The organism is Providencia manganoxydans, assembly GCF_016618195.1.
Classification (GTDB): domain Bacteria; phylum Pseudomonadota; class Gammaproteobacteria; order Enterobacterales; family Enterobacteriaceae; genus Providencia; species Providencia manganoxydans.
Window position 1 is genome coordinate 3,053,815 of the sequence record NZ_CP067099.1, and the last position, 19,946, is coordinate 3,073,760.

The 19,946-nt window shown below is 39.9% G+C and carries 17 protein-coding genes; 4 read left to right on the plus strand and 13 right to left on the minus strand.

Features of this window, described 5'->3' with window-relative positions:
* Window positions 1-42: 42 nt before the first annotated feature.
* Window positions 43-870: an envelope biogenesis factor ElyC gene (gene elyC, locus JI723_RS13715; RefSeq protein WP_272580918.1), complete on the plus strand. Its 828-nt coding sequence runs from the start codon at window positions 43-45 to the stop codon at window positions 868-870.
* Window positions 871-958: 88 nt separating this feature from the next.
* On the opposite strand, the gene kdsB is transcribed toward elyC, so the two are convergent.
* The 6 genes from kdsB to JI723_RS13745 form a co-directional block, all read right to left on the minus strand.
* Entirely contained in the window at window positions 959-1,702 is a 744-nt protein-coding gene (gene kdsB, locus JI723_RS13720) for a 3-deoxy-manno-octulosonate cytidylyltransferase (protein WP_272580919.1), read from the minus strand.
* 5 nt (window positions 1,703-1,707) lie between these two features.
* On the minus strand, window positions 1,708-1,887 hold the full coding sequence (locus JI723_RS13725) for a Trm112 family protein (protein WP_070924889.1): 180 nt from the start codon (window positions 1,885-1,887) through the stop codon (window positions 1,708-1,710).
* A 143-nt stretch (window positions 1,888-2,030) separates the two neighbouring features.
* On the minus strand, window positions 2,031-2,246 hold the full coding sequence (locus tag JI723_RS13730) for a cold-shock protein (protein WP_070924890.1): 216 nt from the start codon (window positions 2,244-2,246) through the stop codon (window positions 2,031-2,033).
* 379 nt (window positions 2,247-2,625) lie between these two features.
* Window positions 2,626-3,624, minus strand: coding sequence for a tetraacyldisaccharide 4'-kinase (lpxK, locus tag JI723_RS13735; RefSeq protein WP_272580920.1), 999 nt, complete (start codon window positions 3,622-3,624; stop codon window positions 2,626-2,628).
* On the minus strand, window positions 3,621-5,366 hold the full coding sequence (msbA, locus tag JI723_RS13740) for a lipid A ABC transporter ATP-binding protein/permease MsbA (protein ID WP_272580921.1): 1,746 nt from the start codon (window positions 5,364-5,366) through the stop codon (window positions 3,621-3,623). The genes lpxK and msbA overlap by 4 nt, the downstream gene beginning before the upstream one ends.
* A 35-nt stretch (window positions 5,367-5,401) precedes the next feature.
* Window positions 5,402-7,723, minus strand: a complete 2,322-nt coding sequence (locus tag JI723_RS13745; protein WP_337979462.1) for a DNA internalization-related competence protein ComEC/Rec2 — start codon at window positions 7,721-7,723, stop codon at window positions 5,402-5,404.
* A gap of 367 nt (window positions 7,724-8,090) precedes the next feature.
* Here JI723_RS13745 and JI723_RS13750 point away from each other — a divergent pair, with 367 nt between their 5' ends.
* The gene (locus JI723_RS13750) at window positions 8,091-8,216 is read left to right on the plus strand and encodes a hypothetical protein (protein WP_337979463.1); all 126 of its coding nucleotides are present in this window, start codon (window positions 8,091-8,093) and stop codon (window positions 8,214-8,216) included.
* Window positions 8,217-8,260: 44 nt separating this feature from the next.
* Here JI723_RS13750 and ihfB read toward each other — a convergent pair whose 3' ends face one another.
* From ihfB to seqA, 7 genes are all read right to left on the minus strand, one after another.
* Window positions 8,261-8,548, minus strand: coding sequence for an integration host factor subunit beta (ihfB, locus tag JI723_RS13755; protein WP_042846474.1), 288 nt, complete (start codon window positions 8,546-8,548; stop codon window positions 8,261-8,263).
* Between the two features lie 55 nt (window positions 8,549-8,603).
* The gene (rpsA, locus tag JI723_RS13760) at window positions 8,604-10,277 is read right to left on the minus strand and encodes a 30S ribosomal protein S1 (RefSeq protein WP_070924893.1); all 1,674 of its coding nucleotides are present in this window, start codon (window positions 10,275-10,277) and stop codon (window positions 8,604-8,606) included.
* Between the two features lie 177 nt (window positions 10,278-10,454).
* A complete protein-coding gene (gene cmk / locus JI723_RS13765; RefSeq protein ID WP_070924894.1) occupies window positions 10,455-11,138 on the minus strand; it encodes a (d)CMP kinase in 684 nt (227 codons plus the stop codon).
* A gap of 194 nt (window positions 11,139-11,332) precedes the next feature.
* Window positions 11,333-12,613 carry a 3-phosphoshikimate 1-carboxyvinyltransferase gene (aroA, locus tag JI723_RS13770; RefSeq protein WP_272580923.1) on the minus strand — a complete coding sequence of 427 codons (1,281 nt, stop codon included), beginning with the start codon at window positions 12,611-12,613 and terminating at the stop codon, window positions 11,333-11,335.
* A gap of 106 nt (window positions 12,614-12,719) precedes the next feature.
* Window positions 12,720-13,808 carry a 3-phosphoserine/phosphohydroxythreonine transaminase gene (serC, locus tag JI723_RS13775; protein WP_070924896.1) on the minus strand — a complete coding sequence of 363 codons (1,089 nt, stop codon included), beginning with the start codon at window positions 13,806-13,808 and terminating at the stop codon, window positions 12,720-12,722.
* Between the two features lie 286 nt (window positions 13,809-14,094).
* A complete protein-coding gene (gene pgm, locus JI723_RS13780) occupies window positions 14,095-15,729 on the minus strand; it encodes a phosphoglucomutase (alpha-D-glucose-1,6-bisphosphate-dependent) (RefSeq protein WP_140186229.1) in 1,635 nt (544 codons plus the stop codon).
* Between the two features lie 175 nt (window positions 15,730-15,904).
* Window positions 15,905-16,453, minus strand: coding sequence for a replication initiation negative regulator SeqA (seqA, locus tag JI723_RS13785; RefSeq protein WP_070924897.1), 549 nt, complete (start codon window positions 16,451-16,453; stop codon window positions 15,905-15,907).
* A 288-nt stretch (window positions 16,454-16,741) separates the two neighbouring features.
* Here seqA and JI723_RS13790 point away from each other — a divergent pair, with 288 nt between their 5' ends.
* The gene (locus JI723_RS13790) at window positions 16,742-17,524 is read left to right on the plus strand and encodes an alpha/beta fold hydrolase (protein WP_272580924.1); all 783 of its coding nucleotides are present in this window, start codon (window positions 16,742-16,744) and stop codon (window positions 17,522-17,524) included.
* A 329-nt stretch (window positions 17,525-17,853) separates the two neighbouring features.
* Window positions 17,854-19,941 carry a peptidase domain-containing ABC transporter gene (locus JI723_RS13795; protein ID WP_319067560.1) on the plus strand — a complete coding sequence of 696 codons (2,088 nt, stop codon included), beginning with the start codon at window positions 17,854-17,856 and terminating at the stop codon, window positions 19,939-19,941.
* The last annotated feature ends 5 nt before the right edge of the window (window positions 19,942-19,946 follow it).

Genomic DNA, 19,946 nt, shown 5'->3' on the forward strand with positions numbered 1-19,946 from the left:
TGAACAATAAATTGACGATAAATCTAAAAAATAGGCCCACTTATGTTATTTCTTTTAAAAAAATACCTTGGTGCATTATTGATGCCACTCCCTCTTCTGCTCATTTTAGGGTTTATTGGCATCTTATTGTTATGGTTCACTCGCTGGCAAAAAGTGGGGAAAACCTGCGTGACATTCAGCTTCATTGTGATTGCGCTATTAGGGCTTCAGCCAATCTCTGACCGTTTACTTAGCCCCGTTGAAGGACAGTTTGATAAACGCTATGAGTTGATTACGACCAATCCCCCCGAAAACATTCACTATATTGTCGTGCTTGGTGGTGGTTTCACTTATAACCCTGATTGGAGCCCAAGCTCTAATTTACTCAATAACAGCTTACCTCGTGTGACGGAAGGGATACGATTGTATTTAAAACATCCTGGTAGCAAACTGATTTTTACAGGAGGTAAAGCGAGTAGCGCGATTAGCAGTGCTGAGGTAGCAGCTATGGTCGCTCAATCACTTGGTGTGCCGGCAGAAGATACTATCGCTTTAACTGAACCAAAAGATACTCAAGAAGAAGCGTTTGAAGTTGAAAAAATTATCGGTAAAGAACCTTTTTTACTCGTAACATCTGCCAACCACTTGCCTAGAGCAGTCACCATGTTTACGGCAAGAGGTATGGAACCAATACCTGCACCAGCCAACCAGCTCGCAATTAAAAGTTCGCTTAATCCATGGGAAAAATACATTCCCTCGGCATATTACTTCAGCCACAGTGAACGCGCTTGGTATGAATTGATCGGTTCTATTTGGTTTTACTTAAAACCAGATAACACTCAACCACTTGAAGCCCCTATATTAACCCCAGAAACTATCGAGGCTGAATAAATAAAAAAGTGTGACTCAAAAACTGAGTCACACTTTTTTCAATCTTAGCGCTACACTACACTGTAACTTGAAGTACGATGAATATGTATTATTTAAATTGCTGTCTCACCACTTCAAGGTCTTCAGGTGTATCGACACCTGCACCCGGCGTTTTTTCAGCAACGGCCACATGAATTTTCTCTCCATACCACAGCACTCTCAGCTGCTCTAGCATCTCGATTTTTTCTAATGGACTCGCTTGCCAAGTAATATAGCGACGAATAAAACCTGCGCGGTAAGCATAAATTCCAATATGACGTAAGAAGTGATCACCAATTGTATTTTGAGTAGTAGCAAAACGATCTCTATCCCAAGGTATGGTTGCACGAGAAAAATATAAGGCATAACCCTCGTGATCGGTCACTACTTTTACTGCATTCGGATTGAATGCTTCATATGCATCATGAATAGGTACAGCAAGCGTCCCCATTTGAGCTTTACTACCTTGAAGATTATGAGCAACTTGGCTAATAATTTCAGGTGGAATTAATGGCTCATCCCCTTGTACGTTAACGATGATTTCATCATCAGCAAAACCATAAGTATCAATTACTTCCGCTAAACGCTCAGTACCCGATTGATGGTTAGGATTTGTCATACAAGCTTCACCACCCGCTTCAATAACCGCATTAGCAACATCAGGGTGATCTGTCGCAACAATTACCCGCGATGCCCCTGATTTAATCGCTTGTTCCATCACTCGAACGACCATCGGCTTCCCATGGATATCAGCCAGAGGTTTGCCAGGTAAACGCGTTGATGCATAACGAGCAGGAATAATAACAGTAAACATAATGATTACTGCCCTTCATCTAATGAGATTTGACGAGCCTCGGTTTCAAGTAGAACAGGAATGCCATCACGGATAGGATATGCAAGATGATCAAATTTGCAGATAAGTTCGAGGTTTTCTTTATTGTAACTCAACTTACCGTGACAGATAGGACAAGCAATGATTTCAAGTAAACGGTGATCCATGTTTTCTCCCAAATGGATTTAACTCACTTCGGGTCAGGATAACACAAGCCGATATCACCGTTAACTTTAATCTTTTTGGATCACATCTCCTGCATAGAATTGAGAGGATAGGTGCAGGAGAAGTATTACTGTTAACTATTTAATTAATAAGCAATAACGTCAGCAGCCGTTATACCATCAGAATTGCGAGTAACAGAAAACTCGACGTTTTGGCCTTCAGATAATGATTTGATTTTTTTATTTGCAATTGATTTTCGAGTAACAAAGATATCATCACCGCCATTCATTGGCGAAATAAACCCATAACCTTCATTTGCATCAAACCATTTAACACGACCCATATGTAATTGAAAATTCATATTAAAACTCCTTTTGTTCTAAGAACAATAATTCTATTTATTGTTGTACTAGTACTCTTATATTCGTTACCCCATGATAAATTGCCGATTTATTAAAACGTTTTAAGAGTAAGTAAACTTTTACCATTTTGATGTGCAATCACTTAATTACACACATTCATTAACGACCTTCCACACACTAGTGACTCTCTGTAACTTAACAGTATTTTTTGACACTTAGATGACAAAACTGATGAGTAAACGCAGAAATGTGAGGATTAACTTAACAAGTAGGCCGTGAACTTAACTCAGTAGATGTATCACTTATTAATGAGTTACATCTATATACATAATAAGTGGATCTACATCACGTTGGCGATATTATTATCACAGTAAACGATTAGGGGCAAGTTTTTTTGCTATTAACTATAATATTTTTTATTTCACTTAAAATCTGCTTTTCACCTATAGGATCAAAAGAAGCTGCGACAGGAAGGTACCACCAATTAGCTTGTGCAAAAGAGCGGCATTTGACCGCATCTTTTTCAGTCATCAATAGTGGTTCATTATTTGGGGTTAATATAGAAAGCTGCTGCTGCTGATAAGACTGATGATCTGCAAAAGCATATGTTTGAATTAGCGATAAACCTTTTTTCTCTAAAGAGGTAAAAAAACGCGGTGGATGGCCAATTCCTGCCATTGCAATCACTGTATTAAGAGAGCTAACAGGTCGCTGCTCACCTGTCAGTAAATTAATCACCATATCCCCAGCTAGAACCATGGCGGTTTCATTAAGTTGAGCGCTACCACCATTGACAATCACAGCATTAACACTTTTCAGACGGCCTGCTCGTTCACGCATTGGACCTGCGGGTATCCACCAACCATTACCAAAACGACGCTGGCCATCAATAACAACGATTTCATAATCGCGACCCAATGCATAATGCTGTAATCCATCATCAGTAATGATCACATCTAATGCGTGACTATCAAGCAATGCTTTTACTGCATCACTGCGTTTTGGTGCAACAGCAACAGGGGCTTTTGTTCGATGATAAATTAAAACGGGTTCATCTCCCGCTTCTGACGTCGTCGTCGACGACGATATAATTAACGGATAATGCTCAGCTTTTCCGCCATAACCACGGGAAACAACACCAACTCGGTAACCTTGTTTCATTAATGATTCAACTAGCCAAATCACAACTGGGGTTTTTCCATTTCCCCCAGCAGTTAAATTACCGACAACAACGACTGGAACTGGCGCTTTCCATGAACGAAACAATCCAACTTTATAACCAATACGCCTAATAAGTGCTATCGCGCCATAAAGAAACGATAGCGGTAGAAGTAAAATATAAAGCCATGATTGGCCAGACCAAATTCGTTGTATCATTTGCTAAATTGAATTTTATGCAGCTGAGCATATGCGCCATCTTCAGCTATCAAGGACTTATGGCTGCCACGCTCAATAATATGGCCATCTTGCACAACCAAGATTTCATCCGCATTTTCAATTGTTGATAAACGGTGTGCAATCACTAAAGATGTCCTGTTTTTTTGTAACTCATCCAGTGCTGCTTGGATGGCTCGTTCAGATTCTGTATCTAACGCCGAAGTTGCCTCATCCAGGATCAAGATTGGCGCATCACGCAATAGAGCACGAGCAATTGCAATACGCTGACGCTGCCCACCTGAAAGCATCACCCCATTTTCACCAATCACTGTGTCTAACCCTTTGTCGAGCTTAGCAATAAAGTCCATTGCGTAAGCCATTTCTGCTGCTTTTTCGATTTGCTCGCGGGTATAACGCCCATCGGTTGCATAAGCAATATTATTAGCGATAGTATCGTTAAATAAGTAAACATGTTGTGAGACCAGCGCAACTTGGCTACGTAGTGACTCAAGCGTATATTCACGAATATCATGACCATCAATACGAATACTGCCTTTATCAATATCATAAAAGCGTGTAATCAGATTCGCGATTGTCGATTTTCCTGACCCCGAGCGCCCAACCAAAGCAACGGACTTACCAGCCGGTAACGTAAATGAAATATCATCCAATGCAGGGTGTTCTTTCGTTGCATATGTAAAAGTGACATTTTGAAATTCAATATCCCCTTTTACTTTAGCTAGCACTTTTGTTCCTTCGTCTTTCTCTTGCTCAGAATCTAAAATAGCAAACAAAGTTTGGCATGCAGCCATACCACGTTGGAACTGGGAGTTAACGTTAGTCAAGGATTTCAATGGGCGCATCAATGCAAACATCGATGAAAACACAACCGCAATCGTTCCTGATGTTAAGTGCTCACGAATTTCAGGGAAACTTGCAGCATAAAGAACAAAAGCTAAAGCAAAAGAAGCTATGAGTTGCACTATTGGATCAGAAATTGCCGATGCAGTCACCATTTTCATCGATTGACTACGCATGTTGTTACTGACTTTATTAAAGCGCTCAGTTTCAACTTTTTGTCCACCAAAAATCAAAACCTCTTTGTGCCCTTTTAGCATTTGTTCTGCACTAGCCGTAACACTCCCCATTCCCGTTTGCATATTTTTACTGATCTTACGAAAACGTTTAGAAACGATACGGATAGTAATAGAGACGATTGGCGCTATCACAATTAAAATTAATGATAATTGCCAGCTATAGTAAAACATCATCGCAAATAAACCGACGATATAAGCACCTTCACGGATAATGGTAATTAATGCACCTGATGAAGATGACGCAACTTGCTCTGAATCATAAGTGATACGAGATAATAATGTCCCTGTCGATTGCTGGTCAAAATAACTCACCGGCATGCCCATCATATGGCCAAATAACCGACGACGCATACTCATCACGACTTTACCAGATACCCATGAAACACAGTAGCTTGATACGAAACTGGATAAACCACGAACAATAACTAGGCCTAATACCGCAAGAGGTAACCATTTTAAGACGTCGTTATCTGCTTTATCAAACCCTTCATCGAGTAAAGGTTTTAATAAAGAAATCATAAACGCATCACCTGCTGCGTTGATAATTAAAGCAATTGCTGCAACTATTAAACCCGCTTTAAAAGGCGCAATCGTAGGCCATAGTCGGCGGAACGTTTGTCGTGTCGACAAGTCATTATCAATCATGTTTTTATTACCAAACTTAATGTAAGCGCACTATTCTACTCGGGAAATTGCGGATCACCAAACCAGAGATGATACCAGCGGGGATGTATTTCCTTTCGATAGCGTGTTAATTCAATAGTTTTCTTTCTAAACCAGATAGTTACTTGACCAGCCTCCGCTGTATTAATCCATTTTATATTATTGCTTTTGTACCGAAAATGTACTTTATCTGATGGAATTTTCCAAGGACTGTACCTCGCTGATGAGACTAACACCATGTTAGGTGAAGCCATTCTTATGAATAAAGGCGTTGAAGAAGTATTACTACCATGATGTGGTGCGAATAAAATATCTGATCGTAACTGCTGCTGATAACTCGCTGATATTGCTTGTTCGCCTTGCTTTTCTAAATCCCCTGTAAGTAAAATTTTATGGTACCCATCACTTAGCATAATGACGCAAGAATCATCGTTATGTGATTTTTTAGATATCCGTTCTGGCCAAAGCACGGCAAAATTTAATTTTCCCCACTGCCAATGTTGGCCTTTAATACAAGGCAAACTTGCAGCTCCACTAAAACTGCTACGTAGACTCAGCCAAGGATACTGTTTTTTTAATGCACTCACACCTCCCGTATGATCAAGATGGTTATGACTGAGAATGACCCCAATAGGTATAATTTTTTTTCGTTTCAAATAAGGAATTATCTGTCTTTGCGCATTACTTCCTTCAGGCCAGCGGTTCCCTGTATCATAGAGATATGCTAACCCCTTTTGTTCTATAACCACAGCTAGCCCGTGACCAACATCAAGTAACGTTAAGCTCCATTCATTCCCTGATATTTGCCGAGTTGTATTTTCTGTCCCTATGCATAATGCCGCCAAACAACCAAGTAACCCAATATAATACCGATATAGCCCAAGCGCGATAAATAAACCAATCAACCAACAAAATAGAAAAATGAATAATGGAGCGAACTGCATTTCAAACCAGTAATCACTTAAGTATGCTAATGGCTTTAATCCTACTTCTATAATCTCGTCAATAATATTAAAAATAATGTGTTGAACAAATGAAAATGGTAACAAAAATAATAAGAGGATCAGAGGGATCACCAACCATGATACTATTGGAACTAACCATAAATTCGCAAAAAAACTCATCACATTGATCCCTTGAAATAACATGATTTGGATCGGTGCAAGTAAAAGTAACAAACCCGCTTGTAGATGAATGAAAGCAATTCCCCAACGAATAGCTTTGGTATAATTTATATAAGATGATAATGGAAATAATCGAAGCCAATATAATATTGCGAAAACAGCAAAAAAAGATAACCAAAAACTATCCGATAATATCGCTAATGGGTCGGCTACAAGGATCAGTCCTATACTCCAAATCGCCCATTGCCACGGAAAATAAAAGCTATTTTGCTGTTTAATGTAAATCCATAAAACTAAAGCAATTAACGCCCGTACCGCTGGAATGGCGAACCCTGAAACCCAAGCATAAAAATATGCGCAAGCTACCCCCGCAACAATGGGCACGATATACTGACTAAAATATACGGGAAAGAAATAGGTGACAAACTTAACTAACCAATAGCCGAATAGATAAGATAAGCCGATATGTAAACCAGAAATAGCAATTAAGTGGCTTAGTCCTGTAGTTTGTAATAATAATGATAGTTCCGGTGATAACATGCCCCTTTCACCAAACATTAGCGCATAAGTAACCCCTGCGTTTTTTAATAAACTAATATTATCAATGTATGAATTGATGACTTTTTGCCTAACTGAACACTCTTCATCAATAACCCGCGACGTTGATACCTTTAATGTCCCAATAATACGTTGAGATATGGAATATCGCTGTTGGTCAAAACCACCTTCATTTAAAGATGAATGCAATGGTTTTAATAAGCCATTTAATCGCCATGTTTGACCTGAACATAAATTATGCATCGATTGATTGACTTGCCACATTGCATAGATTGGTGGAAACTGAGGAACATTATTAATCTTATTGATCCTAACCTTAAGCTTTTCCTTCTCTTTTTCATATAAAGGTACACTAATCACGGTAATATCTAATTGATGTTGTGTCTTTGATAGCGCATTCATTTTTTCAATCAAAAAATTGCTATGCCAAATAGCCCATAGCAATGCCATCATAATCAAAGCAATAAATTTAATATATCTATTAACTTTGATAAAAATTAAAAAGAAAAATAATATCAATAAAATTATTGTTGAATTACTTATTTTAGGAAGCTCATGAATAAATAAAATAGGCAATATCCCGATAAAAATAGCAATAGCAGCTTGCGTATAAGAAAGTTGCCCTCCCCACAGCCAATAAAATAATTTTTGGTTCATCATGGCCCCCTAAGCCGCAATGCCTATTTTAAGCATAACGAAATCGAGCCTTATTTTTGTCATCGCTATTTGCAGTGTTCGTACCTGCACGCAATAATTTATGCCTTGTTTTGCAATATTACATTCTTTTGGGTAACGCTTCGCAAATAGGGTGTTTATTGATAATCGATAGTGAATATCACTCGATATATACTCAAAATAATTGGAGTTGCAGGTAGGCGAACAGTGAAGATAGTCGGGGGGAGTATAGATAAACGATATAACTCGTCGAGCGTAGCGCAGTCCCTTATATCTTAACAAAAAACCGTACAACTTGAAGCATGGCGAGTATAAATACTAATAGATAAACAATCGTTTGGTTGGCTGTTTGGCCGTTTGGCTGTTTGGCTGTTTGGCTGTTTGGCTGTTTGGCTGTTTGGCTGTTTGGCTGTTTGGCTGTTTGGCTGTTTGGCTGTTTGGCTGTTTGAGGCTAAAAGAAAAAACGGTGCTGTAAAATACAAGCACCGTTTTGAACTAATAATTAAGATTTATAGTCAATTATTGACCATAAATATTTACACGGTCACGTAATTCCTTACCTGGTTTAAAGTGAGGAACGTATTTACCTTCCAGCTCCACTTTGTCTCCAGTTTTTGGGTTACGCCCAACACGCGGAGCACGGTAGTGAAGAGAAAAACTGCCGAATCCGCGGACTTCTATACGTTCACCACCAGCCAGTGTGTCAGCCATATGCTCAAGGATTTCTTTAACAGCTTCCTCAACCGTTTTAGCTGACAAATGAGATTGCTGGCTAGCCAGTCTTTCAATTAACTCAGACTTGGTCATAGTACCTCCCTAAACTACCGCTACGAAGGGGTAACCCCCGTTACCCCCACCTTAATTATTCGCCTTTAGCTGCTTTGAATGCTTCAGCCATTGCGTTGTTACCGAAGCTAGTATCTTCTTGTTTGTTCACAGTAGCGATAGCGTCTTTTTCATCAGCTTCGTCTTTTGCACGAACAGACAGGTTGATTACACGGTTTTTACGGTCAACACCAGTGTATTTAGCTTCAACATCATCACCAACGTTCAGAACCAGAGTTGCATCTTCAACGCGGTCGCGTGAAGCTTCTGATGCACGCAGGTAACCTTCAACGCCCAGAGTCAGCTCAACAGTTGCACCTTTAGCATCAACTGCGATAACTTTACCAGTTACGATTGCGCCTTTCTTAGTTGCAGCTAAGTAGTTGTTGAATGGATCTTCAGCCAACTGCTTAACACCTAGAGAAATACGCTCACGCTCTGCGTCGACTTGCAGAACAACAGCTGCGATTTCGTCACCTTTTTTGTATTCACGAACTGCTTCTTCGCCTGCAACGTTCCAGGAGATGTCAGACAGGTGAACAAGGCCATCGATACCGCCTTCCAGTCCGATGAAGATACCGAAGTCAGTGATTGACTTGATTTTACCTTCAACGCGGTCGCCTTTGTTGTGAGTTTCTGCAAATTGCTGCCATGGGTTAGATTTGCATTGTTTCAGGCCCAGTGAGATACGACGACGTTCTTCATCGATATCCAGAACCATAACTTCAACAACATCACCAACGTTAACAACTTTAGATGGGTGGATGTTCTTGTTAGTCCAATCCATTTCTGAAACGTGAACCAGACCTTCAACGCCTTCTTCGATTTCTACGAAGCAGCCGTAATCAGTCAGATTAGTAACGCGACCAGTCAGTTTAGTACCTTCTGGGTAACGTTTAGCGATTGCGACCCAAGGATCTTCGCCCAGTTGTTTCAGACCCAGAGAAACACGAGTGCGCTCACGGTCGAATTTCAGAACTTTAACTGTGATTTCATCACCAACATTGACGATTTCGCTTGGGTGTTTAACACGTTTCCAAGCCATATCAGTGATGTGCAGCAGGCCATCAACACCGCCGAGATCAACGAATGCACCGTAGTCAGTAAGGTTCTTAACGATACCTTTAACTTCCATGCCTTCTTGCAGATTTTCGAGCAGTTGATCACGTTCTGCGCTGCTTTCAGATTCAATTACAGCACGACGAGAAACAACAACGTTGTTGCGCTTCTGATCTAGCTTAATTACTTTGAACTCTAGCTCTTTGCCTTCCAAGTGAGTAGTGTCACGAACTGGACGAACATCTACTAATGAACCTGGTAGGAATGCACGAATACCATTCAGTTCTACAGTGAAACCACCTTTAACTTTACCGTTAATAACACCAGTAACAGTTTCAGCTTCTTCGTAAGCTTTTTCAAGCATCAGCCATGCTTCATGGCGTTTCGCTTTCTCACGAGAAAGAATAGTTTCACCGAAACCATCTTCAACTGCATCCAGCGCTACATCGATTTCATCGCCAACTTGGATTTCAAGCTCACCCTGAGCATTTTTGAATTGTTCTACTGGGATTGCAGATTCAGATTTCAGACCTGCGTCAACCAGGACAACGTCTTTATCGATGGCAACAACAGTACCACGGACGATAGAACCAGGACGAGTTTCAATATTCTGCAGGGATTCTTCAAAGAGTTGAGCAAAAGATTCTGTCATATTAATGATCTTCAAGAGTTTTTAATTAACGTCCACTCAGCATCCGGCCAAATGGGGTTGTTTCACATACCCCACAACTTTCCATGTCGTAAGGTTGCTACTATGCCGAATATAGAAAATCGGTATAGTATTAAGTGCGTATACTATCTACATTATAAGCTAAAATACAGCCAATTATTAAGATAATTGTAGAATTTTTTTCGCATAGGCTTGTGCTTTTTCAATGACTTCCTCAATAGACATACTTGTGGAATCCAGTATTAAAGCATCCTTTGCGGCAATTAACGGCGCAACCGTACGGTTACGATCACGATAATCGCGTTCTTGTATTTCGGTTAAAAGTCGCTCAAAGTTAACATCAAACCCCTTTTCCTGCAACTGCTTCATACGTCGATGAGCACGCTCCTCCGCGGAGGCATCAAGGAAAATTTTCACTGGGGCGTCAGGGAAAACTACCGTTCCCATGTCACGACCATCCGCAATCAAACCTGGCATAGCTCTAAAAGCACGCTGACGACGCAGTAAAGCCTCTCTTACACGAGGAAAAGCTGCGATTTGTGACGCTGTTTTCCCCACATCTTCGGTGCGAATTTGATTTGAAACATCTTCGCCTTCCAAAATGACTTTTAACTGATTATCTTCCGGTACAAAACGAACATCTAAATTTGCCGCAAGAGGCACCAATGCATCTTCTGATTGAATATCCACATGGTGATGCAATGCAGCTAAAGCAAGTACACGATAAATCGCACCAGAATCTAAAAGTTGCCATCCAAATTCGTTTGCCAACGCTTGGCATAACGTACCTTTACCAGCTCCGCTAGGTCCATCAACGGTTATTACAGGGGCAATCGCCACCATAAAAGGTCTCCTTTTCTGCAAGTCAATCTTTCACCTGCAATTAAAATCAGTGGCGACATTATACCTACTCATCAGTTTTGTGAAATAAGCAGGTTCTGATGAATGAGATAAAAATTGTCATTTACACGTGCGATTAAGAGATAAGAGAAGAAACTGACTGGAATAAAGAACTTTTATTTCAGTCAGTCAAATGATTAAAATTTACTCAAACGCGCTAATTGTTGAAAATAATCAGGGAATGTTTTCGCTGTACAGCTTGGGTCTAAGATAGTCACAGGGGTATCGGATAGTGCGACCAATGAAAAACACATAGCAATTCGATGATCATTATAGGTTTCAATCTCTGCATGCTGAAGCTTTGTGGGAGGAACAATACGGATAAAATCATGCCCTTCTTCAACTTCAGCCCCAACTTTACGCAACTCTGTCGCCATCGCGTATAGACGATCTGTTTCTTTCACCCGCCAATTATAAATATTGCGGATCACCGTTTCGCCTTTGGCAAACAGAGCGACCGTGCCTATCGTCATTGCAGCATCGGGGATTGCATTCATATCCATATCAATCCCAGTTAAAGTCCCTCGTTCACATTCAACAAATTCATCACCCCAACGAATGGTTGCTCCCATCTTTTCTAAGACATTGGCAAATTTTGTATCACCTTGAAGGCTATTTCTACCGATACCCGTTACTCGAACAGTACCGCCTTTGATTGCTGCCGCGGCCAGAAAATAAGAAGCGGATGATGCATCACCTTCAACTAAATATTCACCTGGTGATTGATATTGTTGTTGACCTTTAATAGTAAACTTTTGATATTGATGATTTTCAACATTCACACCAAAGGTTGCCATCAAGGCTAAAGTAATATCAATATAAGGTTTCGAAACTAAATCACCTGTAATAGTAATTAGCGTATCTTTTTCAGCTAATGGCGCTGCCATTAAAAGCGCGGTTAAAAACTGACTAGAAACTGAACCATCAACTGAAATTGTGCCACCTGAAAAGCCCCCACGTAAACGAATGGGTGGATAATTTTCCTGTTCTAAATACTCAATAACAGCGCCGCCTTCACGTAATGCGTCAACCAAGTGCCCTATTGGGCGCTCTTTCATGCGTGGCTCGCCAGTCAGTACAATGTTGTTTTCTGCTAGTGACAACGCCGCTGTCAGGGGACGCATTGCTGTCCCTGCGTTGCCTAAAAAAATTTCCAGCTCATTTGGGTAACTTAAACGCCCACCAATACCTTCCACAAGACAACGTGTTTTATCTTCAGAGAGTTGGTATTTTACACCTAACGCGCTTAATGCATTCAGCATATGGCGAATATCATCACTGTCTAATAAGTTAGTCAGCACCGTTGTGCCATTTGCCATTGCAGCTAATAAAAGAGCTCGGTTCGATACACTTTTTGACCCTGGCAGGTTGATCGTTCCGTTAATTGAAGAGATAGGTTGTAATGTCAGGGATTGCATAACGAGCAGATTCTCCAGTACTTTTTGCTAAATTAATTATTATCGTTTTGTATCAAAATAGAGTCCCCACCCCAATATGCTTAATTATATTGGAGTGGGAAGATAATTACGCGTGGCGACGTTCGAAATCAGCCATAAAATCAACTAAAGCCTGAACACCAGCTAATGGCATTGCGTTGTAAATAGAAGCACGCATTCCACCGGATACACGGTGACCTTTCAGTGATAATAATCCTTGAGCTTTAGCCTCTGTCAGGAATTGCTCATCCAAAGCTGGATTTTGCATTTGGAATGGGACGTTCATCCAAGAGCGATTTTCAACGGCAACACGGTTAATATAGAACTCGCTATCATCAATTGCGTTGTACAATAGCTGAGATTTTTCATAGTTACGTTTTGCCATTTCTTGCAAGCCACCTTGTTCTTTCAACCACTTGAAAACCATGCCTGATAAGTACCAAGCAAATGTTGGTGGTGTATTGAACATAGAATCATATTTGGCAAGAACGGTGTAATCAAATACGGATGGGGTTTGAGTTGAGGCTTTACCTAGTAAATCTTCACGAATGATCACAATCGTTAAACCCGCAGGGCCAATATTCTTTTGAGCTCCCGCATAAACAACACCATAACGGCTAATATCGATAGGTTTAGATAAAATGGCCGATGAGTAGTCTGCAATAACAATTTTATCTTTCGGGAAGTCAGGTTCTTCGTGTATTGCTAAGCCGTCGATGGTTTCATTTGGGCAATAATGAATATAAGCAGCATCATCACTTAACTGCCACTCACTCATTGGCTTTATACCAACAACCCCGTCTTTTTCTTGTTTAACTTGAATTATGTTCGGAGTGCAGTATTTTTGCGCTTCTTCTGCTGCTGATTCCGCCCAATAACCACCTACAATGTAGTCAGCTGTTGTTTTACTACCCAAGAGGTTCATAGGCATCGCCGCAAAGTGACCGCGAGCACCACCATGACAAAATAATACTTTATAATTTTGGGGAATATTTAGCAGATCACGTAAGTTTTGTTCTGCTTCTTCGGCAACAGCAATGAAGTCTTTTCCGCGATGACTCACTTCCATGACAGAAACACCAAGGCCTTTCCAATTACAAAACTCTTGTTCCGCGCGACGCATGACTTCTACGGGTAACATTGCAGGACCCGCACTGAAATTATAAACCTGACTCATTGACCTCACCCTATCTTTAATTTCAATAAACGTTTATTAAATTAGCTCAGTACTATGGTTGTACCATCCCCCGCCGCGCGCTGCAACGGTTATTGTCGAGAAGAATCGAAATACCAGACAGGTAATTTTTTAATAGAAAAGCAAGGAATTTTGTTAATTCGGCCACAACAAATACCACCGTAATATTATGCAGAGATTGAGGGGCTAAAAAAAATAAAATCCCGATTTTGGCTCTATTACCAACATCGGGATTTAAAACGCTTTTTATCGATAAACAAGACGAAAACTAAGAAATTACCTTGCTAACGATTTCGATTGCTTCTTTTTCAATTTGGCGTAAATGCTCTTCACCGCGGAAGCTCTCACAGTAGATTTTATATGCTTCTTCCGTGCCTGATGGGCGGGCAGCAAACCAACCATAATCAGTCATGATTTTTAGTCCGCCAATAGAAGCGCCATTCCCCGGAGCAGTCGTTAGACGTTGAGTGATTTTATCTCCCGCTAAGCTATCCGCAGAAACCATTTCAGGGGATAATTTACTCAATTTTGCTTTTTGTTCATGAGTTGCTTTGGCTTGGATACGGCTATAAATAGGGGAGCCAAATTTTTCAGCTAGCTTATTATAACGCTGTTGTGGATTTTCACCTGTCACAGCAGTGATTTCAGCCGCCAGCAAACATAAAATAATACCATCTTTATCCGTTGACCAAGGGGTACCATCAAATTTTAAGAAAGAAGCACCAGCACTTTCTTCGCCGCCAAAACCTAATGAGCCGTCAAATAATCCTTCAACAAACCATTTGAAGCCAACAGGCACTTCCACAAGCTCACGGCCACTGTCAGCAACAACACGATCAATCATTGCGCTGGAAACAAGGGTTTTGCCAACTGCGACCTCTTTGCTCCATTGGGGACGATGTTGGAATAAATAATCAATCGCTACCGCAAGGTAGTGATTTGGATTCATTAGGCCAGTAGGCGTCACAATACCATGGCGGTCATAATCAGGATCATTCGCAAAAGCTAAATCAAACTTTTCTTTCATGCCTAGCAAACCCGCCATTGCCCAACGCGAAGAACAATCCATGCGGATCACACCATCGTGATCAAGAGGCATAAAACGGAAAGTTTGATCGAATTGATCGTTCACTAACTCAAGGTCTAATTGATAATACTCCGCGATCTTACGCCAGTATTCGATACCCGCGCCACCAAGAGGGTCAACACCTAATTTCAGGCCCGCTTTTTGGATAGCCTTCATATCGACGACGTCACCTAGTGCCGCAACATAAGGCATAATTAGGTCTTGCTCTGCCACATAACCACTGGATAATGCATCTTCAAAAGATAACCGTTTCACCCCTGCAAGATTTTGTGCAATCAATTGATTCGCTTGCTTCTCAATGACAGAAGTTAAATCAGTATCTGCTGGACCACCATTGGATGGATTATACTTAATACCACCGTCTTCTGGTGGGTTATGCGAAGGGGTTATCACAATCCCATCGGCAACATCTTGATGTGATTGGTTATAACTAATAATAGCATGAGATATTGCAGGGGTTGGCGTAAAACCATTATCTGTTTGAATAACAACGCTAACCTGATTAGCAGCAAGTACTTCAATAACCGTTATAAATGCCGCTTCAGACAATGCATGGGTGTCTTTACCAATAAAACATGGCCCTGTTAGGCCTTGCTGTTTGCGCAAATTAACAATCGCCTGAGCAATTGCAAGAATATGAACTTCATTGAAATTCTTTCTATTCGCACTGCCTCTATGCCCTGATGTGCCAAATTTTACGGCATGCTCAGGGTTACCGACTTGCGGCTGCAATTGATAATATTGAGCAGTTAGTTGTGCAACATTTATCAAATCAGTTTGAAACGGAAGCTGCCCTGCACGTTCATGTATAGTCACTTGTTATCTCCCAATGCACTGGCTCGTCATACTCCAAGTTGCAGTGTTGTTGACTTCACTCATTTGCACTCGTCACCTACTTATGTAGGCACCTAGCAATTCGTTTGTTTGTCACCTAACTGCATTCCACGTTATTTAAAGTATAAACAACCCCAGTGATGCCTCGATTTTTAGATTAGATTGTATGACAAACTTTCTCAATCACATTGGCAGGGAACTGCATCTCCTGCATGATTGCTTCAACCATGCTGCGTTTGCGATTGGTATTTGTATTCGTGATCACCCAATAAGGTGTTCCAGGTATATGACGCGGCTTAGACTGCCTACCCGCAGCTAACAGAGTTTGCTCATCACCCGCAAAATAAACTCGAGTACGACCATGCATTGCCTCTGTCGCATTAGCAAAGACAACTGAATCTAAGCTATACAGCGTCGATAAAATTAACATAAAGCGATCTATTGCTTTATTTTTTTCCGCATAAGCATCAGAGAGTAATAATTCTCTAACAATGCGAACAGGATTTTGCGGTGCAGCAGATGTTTTTTTTGTCTCTACAGCTTGTGGTAGCTGTTGTTCGTTACCGAATTCTTTAGCGACTTGTACTGGCTGACCGGACTTAAAATTTAACATACGGCGCAAAATATCCGATGCACTTTCACCGATATGCTGTGTATGGCTGGCAATATAGCGGTAAAGCTCTTCATCAACTTCTATCGTTTTCATTTTTTCCCAGTACTTTTTTTTAACCAAAATTTGCGTTGGGATTATAAGATAGATTTCAAAAAAACAAAACAATTAAAATTTCAATAACTTAAAGTAAACATTACCCTAAGTTCAGCGTGATTTCAGTAAGTTATCACTATCTAGGTCGTTTTATGTTTAATAAGAAAATGAACTATTAAGTAGAGTTCTTTACGATAGACGGGAACTCACTCAAATTTGTCAGTTTGGATTTTTTAAACATACATGCCATCATAGAATTATTAACAATTAAAAAATTGACGTTTAACGATGACTAAACTGCTAAACCATACAATTCATAAACCAGAACACCCCGTTTCACCAACGCCTGTTGTGCTAATTCACGGGCTATTTGGCGATCTTAACAACCTTGGTGTCTTAGGTCGCGATTTGCAAAAATATTTTGAAACTATCCAAATTGATGTTCGCAATCATGGTGATTCATTCCGTGCTGACACCATGGAATACCGGCAAATGGCCAATGATGTTATTACCCTATTACAATCCTTGGGTTATACAAGTGCGATATTGATTGGCCACTCAATGGGCGGAAAAATTTCCATGGCTGCGACTGAAATTGCCCCTGATTTTATTGAAAAAGTCATCGCGATTGATATGGCTCCTGTCGCTTACCAAGAACGTCGACATGATACTATCATGGCTGCTCTTGACGCCGTTATTCAAGGTGGTGCAAAAAGCCGCCAAGAAGCAACGGTTATCATGCGCGAATATCTTAATGAAGATGGCGTTATTCAATTTTTACTCAAATCTTTTCGCCAAGGTGAATGGAAATTTAATCTACCCGCAATTAAAGAAAATTATGAGCTAATTATTGGCTGGAAATCAGTACCTACATGGGATAAACCCGTTTTGCTGATCCCAGGTGGTAACTCCCCTTATGTTAAAGCTGAATATAGAGAGCAAATAGCGACACAGTTCCCAAATACCAAAGCATGGGTTGTTGCTGATGCAGGGCATTGGGTTCATGCAGAAAAACCTGATCATGTTTTAAGGGCTATTCATCGTTTTCTTGACCTACCTGAATATGAATAAATAGATTGTATACTGAAGGGATAATTTCTCTTCAGTATACAATCGTCATACTTCAAGTTACATTATCGTTATCGTCGCTTATTCGTACTAATCACCTAGGTGCCTTACAGCGTATTCGTTCATTGATCGCCTAACTGTATTTTGAATTATTGAGATCATACGAATAGAACAGTAATATCAGATAAACTTCAATATCCTTATAATTATTATCGCTATATTATATTAATTGCACGCCCCTGCCTTATACTACTATTTAACCATATACATTTATCAAAATCTTAAATATATAAAACCAATAATTATAGATTAAAGGAATATTCACTTTTAAAATGGATAATGAACAAACGCAATCAACCTTATATTTCATTGGAATAATAATTAAACTTTCGGGTGATATTGACCATAATGAATTCAATAAAGTTATTGATAAAGAAAAACCTCTTCATGAATCATTAGCTGATATAAAAAAACTGCTAAATGTTAAATGTCGATTTAGAAAACAAAGTGATAGATCAATTGAGAAAATAGAATCCCCTTCAATTATCTACGATAATGATAACATTGCTTATCTACTCGCTAATTTTAATCATGAGCAAGTTCTTATACAGCGGTTTGGTAATCATGCACCTGAAATTTGGACAATAGATGAATTTAAACAAAAATGGAGCGGTAAATGGCTACAAGTAAAATCCACACAAAGTAAATTCGATATCACTTGGTTTCAAGCTGAATTTTTAAAATATAAAGATATTATTGCGTGGGTTTTACTATTTTCATTTATTTTACAAATACTCGCTTTAGTCTCTCCTATTGTTATTCAAGTGATTATGGATAAAGTGCTTGTTCATAATAGTATGGCGACTCTGGATGTATTAATATTTGGCTTAATTATTGTCGCTATTATTGAAGTTAGTTTAAAAGGACTAAGAGAATATATTTATCATCACACCGTAAACCGTATTGATATTACACTAGGCTTAAAGCTAGTTAATCATTTACTGCACCTTCCTATCTCTTTTTTCAAAACACGCCAAATTGGTGCAATTGTTACTCGAGTCAAAGAGTTAGAAACTATTCGTGAGTTTCTAACGGGGAGCTTTTTTACATTATGTGTTGATGTACTATTTCTGTTTGTATTTATCTATGTGATGAGCCTACTTTCTTCAACGCTCACTCTGATCTTTCTCTGCTCTATTCCGCTTTATTTACTCGTTGCTTGGTGGCTAACCCCTAAAATTGAAGCCGCTGCTCATGAACAGTTTGCGAATATTGCAATCAATACATCTTTTTTAACAGAAAGCATTAATGGTATTGAAACAGCAAAAAGCTTATCTGTAGAGCCAAATTTTACTCGCCGATGGGATAAGCAAACTTCAGATATGAGCCACACCACTTTTGTTGCAGGGCAAGTGAGTTCTCGATCAGAACACCTTGTGATGGTAATTGAGAAATTAACCAGTGCGGTTATTTTATGGGTTGGTGCATCGGAAGTATTGGCTTTACAACTGACCATTGGGCAATTTATTGCTTTCCACATGATGGTCAACCATGCCAGCCAACCACTAGTAAAATTGGTCAAACTTTGGGGAGATTACATAAGAACAAAAGTGGCTATTGAGAAGTTAGCTCAAATAATTAATTTACCAACAGAGCAGACTAAACATGGAGAGCGTAAATCCTTAAAAGGATATATCCAGTTACGTAATATCTGTTTTCGCTATCAACCCAATATGCCGTATATTCTTCAAGATTTTAATTTATCCATTCGTTCAGGTGAAACATTAGGGATTGTTGGGACATCGGGTTCAGGGAAAAGCACCTTAGCACGTTTATTACTCCGTCTATACACCCCAGAACAAGGCGGTATTTTTATTGATGGAGTACCATTAACATCGATAAATATTCATTCATTAAGACAACAAGTTGGCATTGTCCTTCAAGAGAATTACCTGTTTAACCAAACTGTATTCGATAATATTGCCCAAACTCGTCCAAATAGCTCAATGGATCAAGTGATACATGCTGCTAAAATGGCGGGTGCACATGATTTTATTTTAAAGCTACCAATGGGCTACGACACCATTCTATCTGAAGGTGGCTCATCGTTATCAGGCGGTCAACGCCAACGTATCGCCATTGCACGCACACTACTTGCGGATCCTAAAATTATCATATTTGATGAAGCAACCAGTGCCTTGGATGATGAGTCTCAAGCTATTATTCAGGAAAACATGCAACTTATCGCTCAAGGTAGAACGGTTATTACTATTGCACACAGGCTCTCCACGATACGTGATCATCAACGTATTATCGTCATGCAGGAAGGCAAGATCGTAGAGCAAGGCAGCCACCAACAATTAATTGAGCAAGGTCAGTTCTATAAACACTTGTGGTCATTACAGCAATCACTTAAATAATTACA

Bases quoted from the DNA above. Each gene is read 5' to 3' on its own strand.
- ihfB (WP_042846474.1), bottom strand. From the start codon at position 8,548: ATGACCAAGTCTGAGTTAATTGAAAGACTGGCTAGCCAGCAATCTCAT.
- serC (WP_070924896.1), bottom strand. From the start codon at position 13,808: ATGAGTCAGGTTTATAATTTCAGTGCGGGTCCTGCAATGTTACCCGTA.
- JI723_RS13745 (WP_337979462.1), bottom strand. From the start codon at position 7,723: ATGAACCAAAAATTATTTTATTGGCTGTGGGGAGGGCAACTTTCTTAT.
- elyC (WP_272580918.1), top strand. From the start codon at position 43: ATGTTATTTCTTTTAAAAAAATACCTTGGTGCATTATTGATGCCACTC.
- rpsA (WP_070924893.1), bottom strand. From the start codon at position 10,277: ATGACAGAATCTTTTGCTCAACTCTTTGAAGAATCCCTGCAGAATATT.
- seqA (WP_070924897.1), bottom strand. From the start codon at position 16,453: ATGAAAACGATAGAAGTTGATGAAGAGCTTTACCGCTATATTGCCAGC.
- cmk (WP_070924894.1), bottom strand. From the start codon at position 11,138: ATGGTGGCGATTGCCCCTGTAATAACCGTTGATGGACCTAGCGGAGCT.
- JI723_RS13730 (WP_070924890.1), bottom strand. From the start codon at position 2,246: ATGAATTTTCAATTACATATGGGTCGTGTTAAATGGTTTGATGCAAAT.
- aroA (WP_272580923.1), bottom strand. From the start codon at position 12,613: ATGCAATCCCTGACATTACAACCTATCTCTTCAATTAACGGAACGATC.
- kdsB (WP_272580919.1), bottom strand. From the start codon at position 1,702: ATGTTTACTGTTATTATTCCTGCTCGTTATGCATCAACGCGTTTACCT.
- lpxK (WP_272580920.1), bottom strand. From the start codon at position 3,624: ATGATACAACGAATTTGGTCTGGCCAATCATGGCTTTATATTTTACTT.
- JI723_RS13790 (WP_272580924.1), top strand. From the start codon at position 16,742: ATGACTAAACTGCTAAACCATACAATTCATAAACCAGAACACCCCGTT.
- JI723_RS13725 (WP_070924889.1), bottom strand. From the start codon at position 1,887: ATGGATCACCGTTTACTTGAAATCATTGCTTGTCCTATCTGTCACGGT.
- msbA (WP_272580921.1), bottom strand. From the start codon at position 5,366: ATGATTGATAATGACTTGTCGACACGACAAACGTTCCGCCGACTATGG.
- JI723_RS13795 (WP_319067560.1), top strand. From the start codon at position 17,854: ATGGATAATGAACAAACGCAATCAACCTTATATTTCATTGGAATAATA.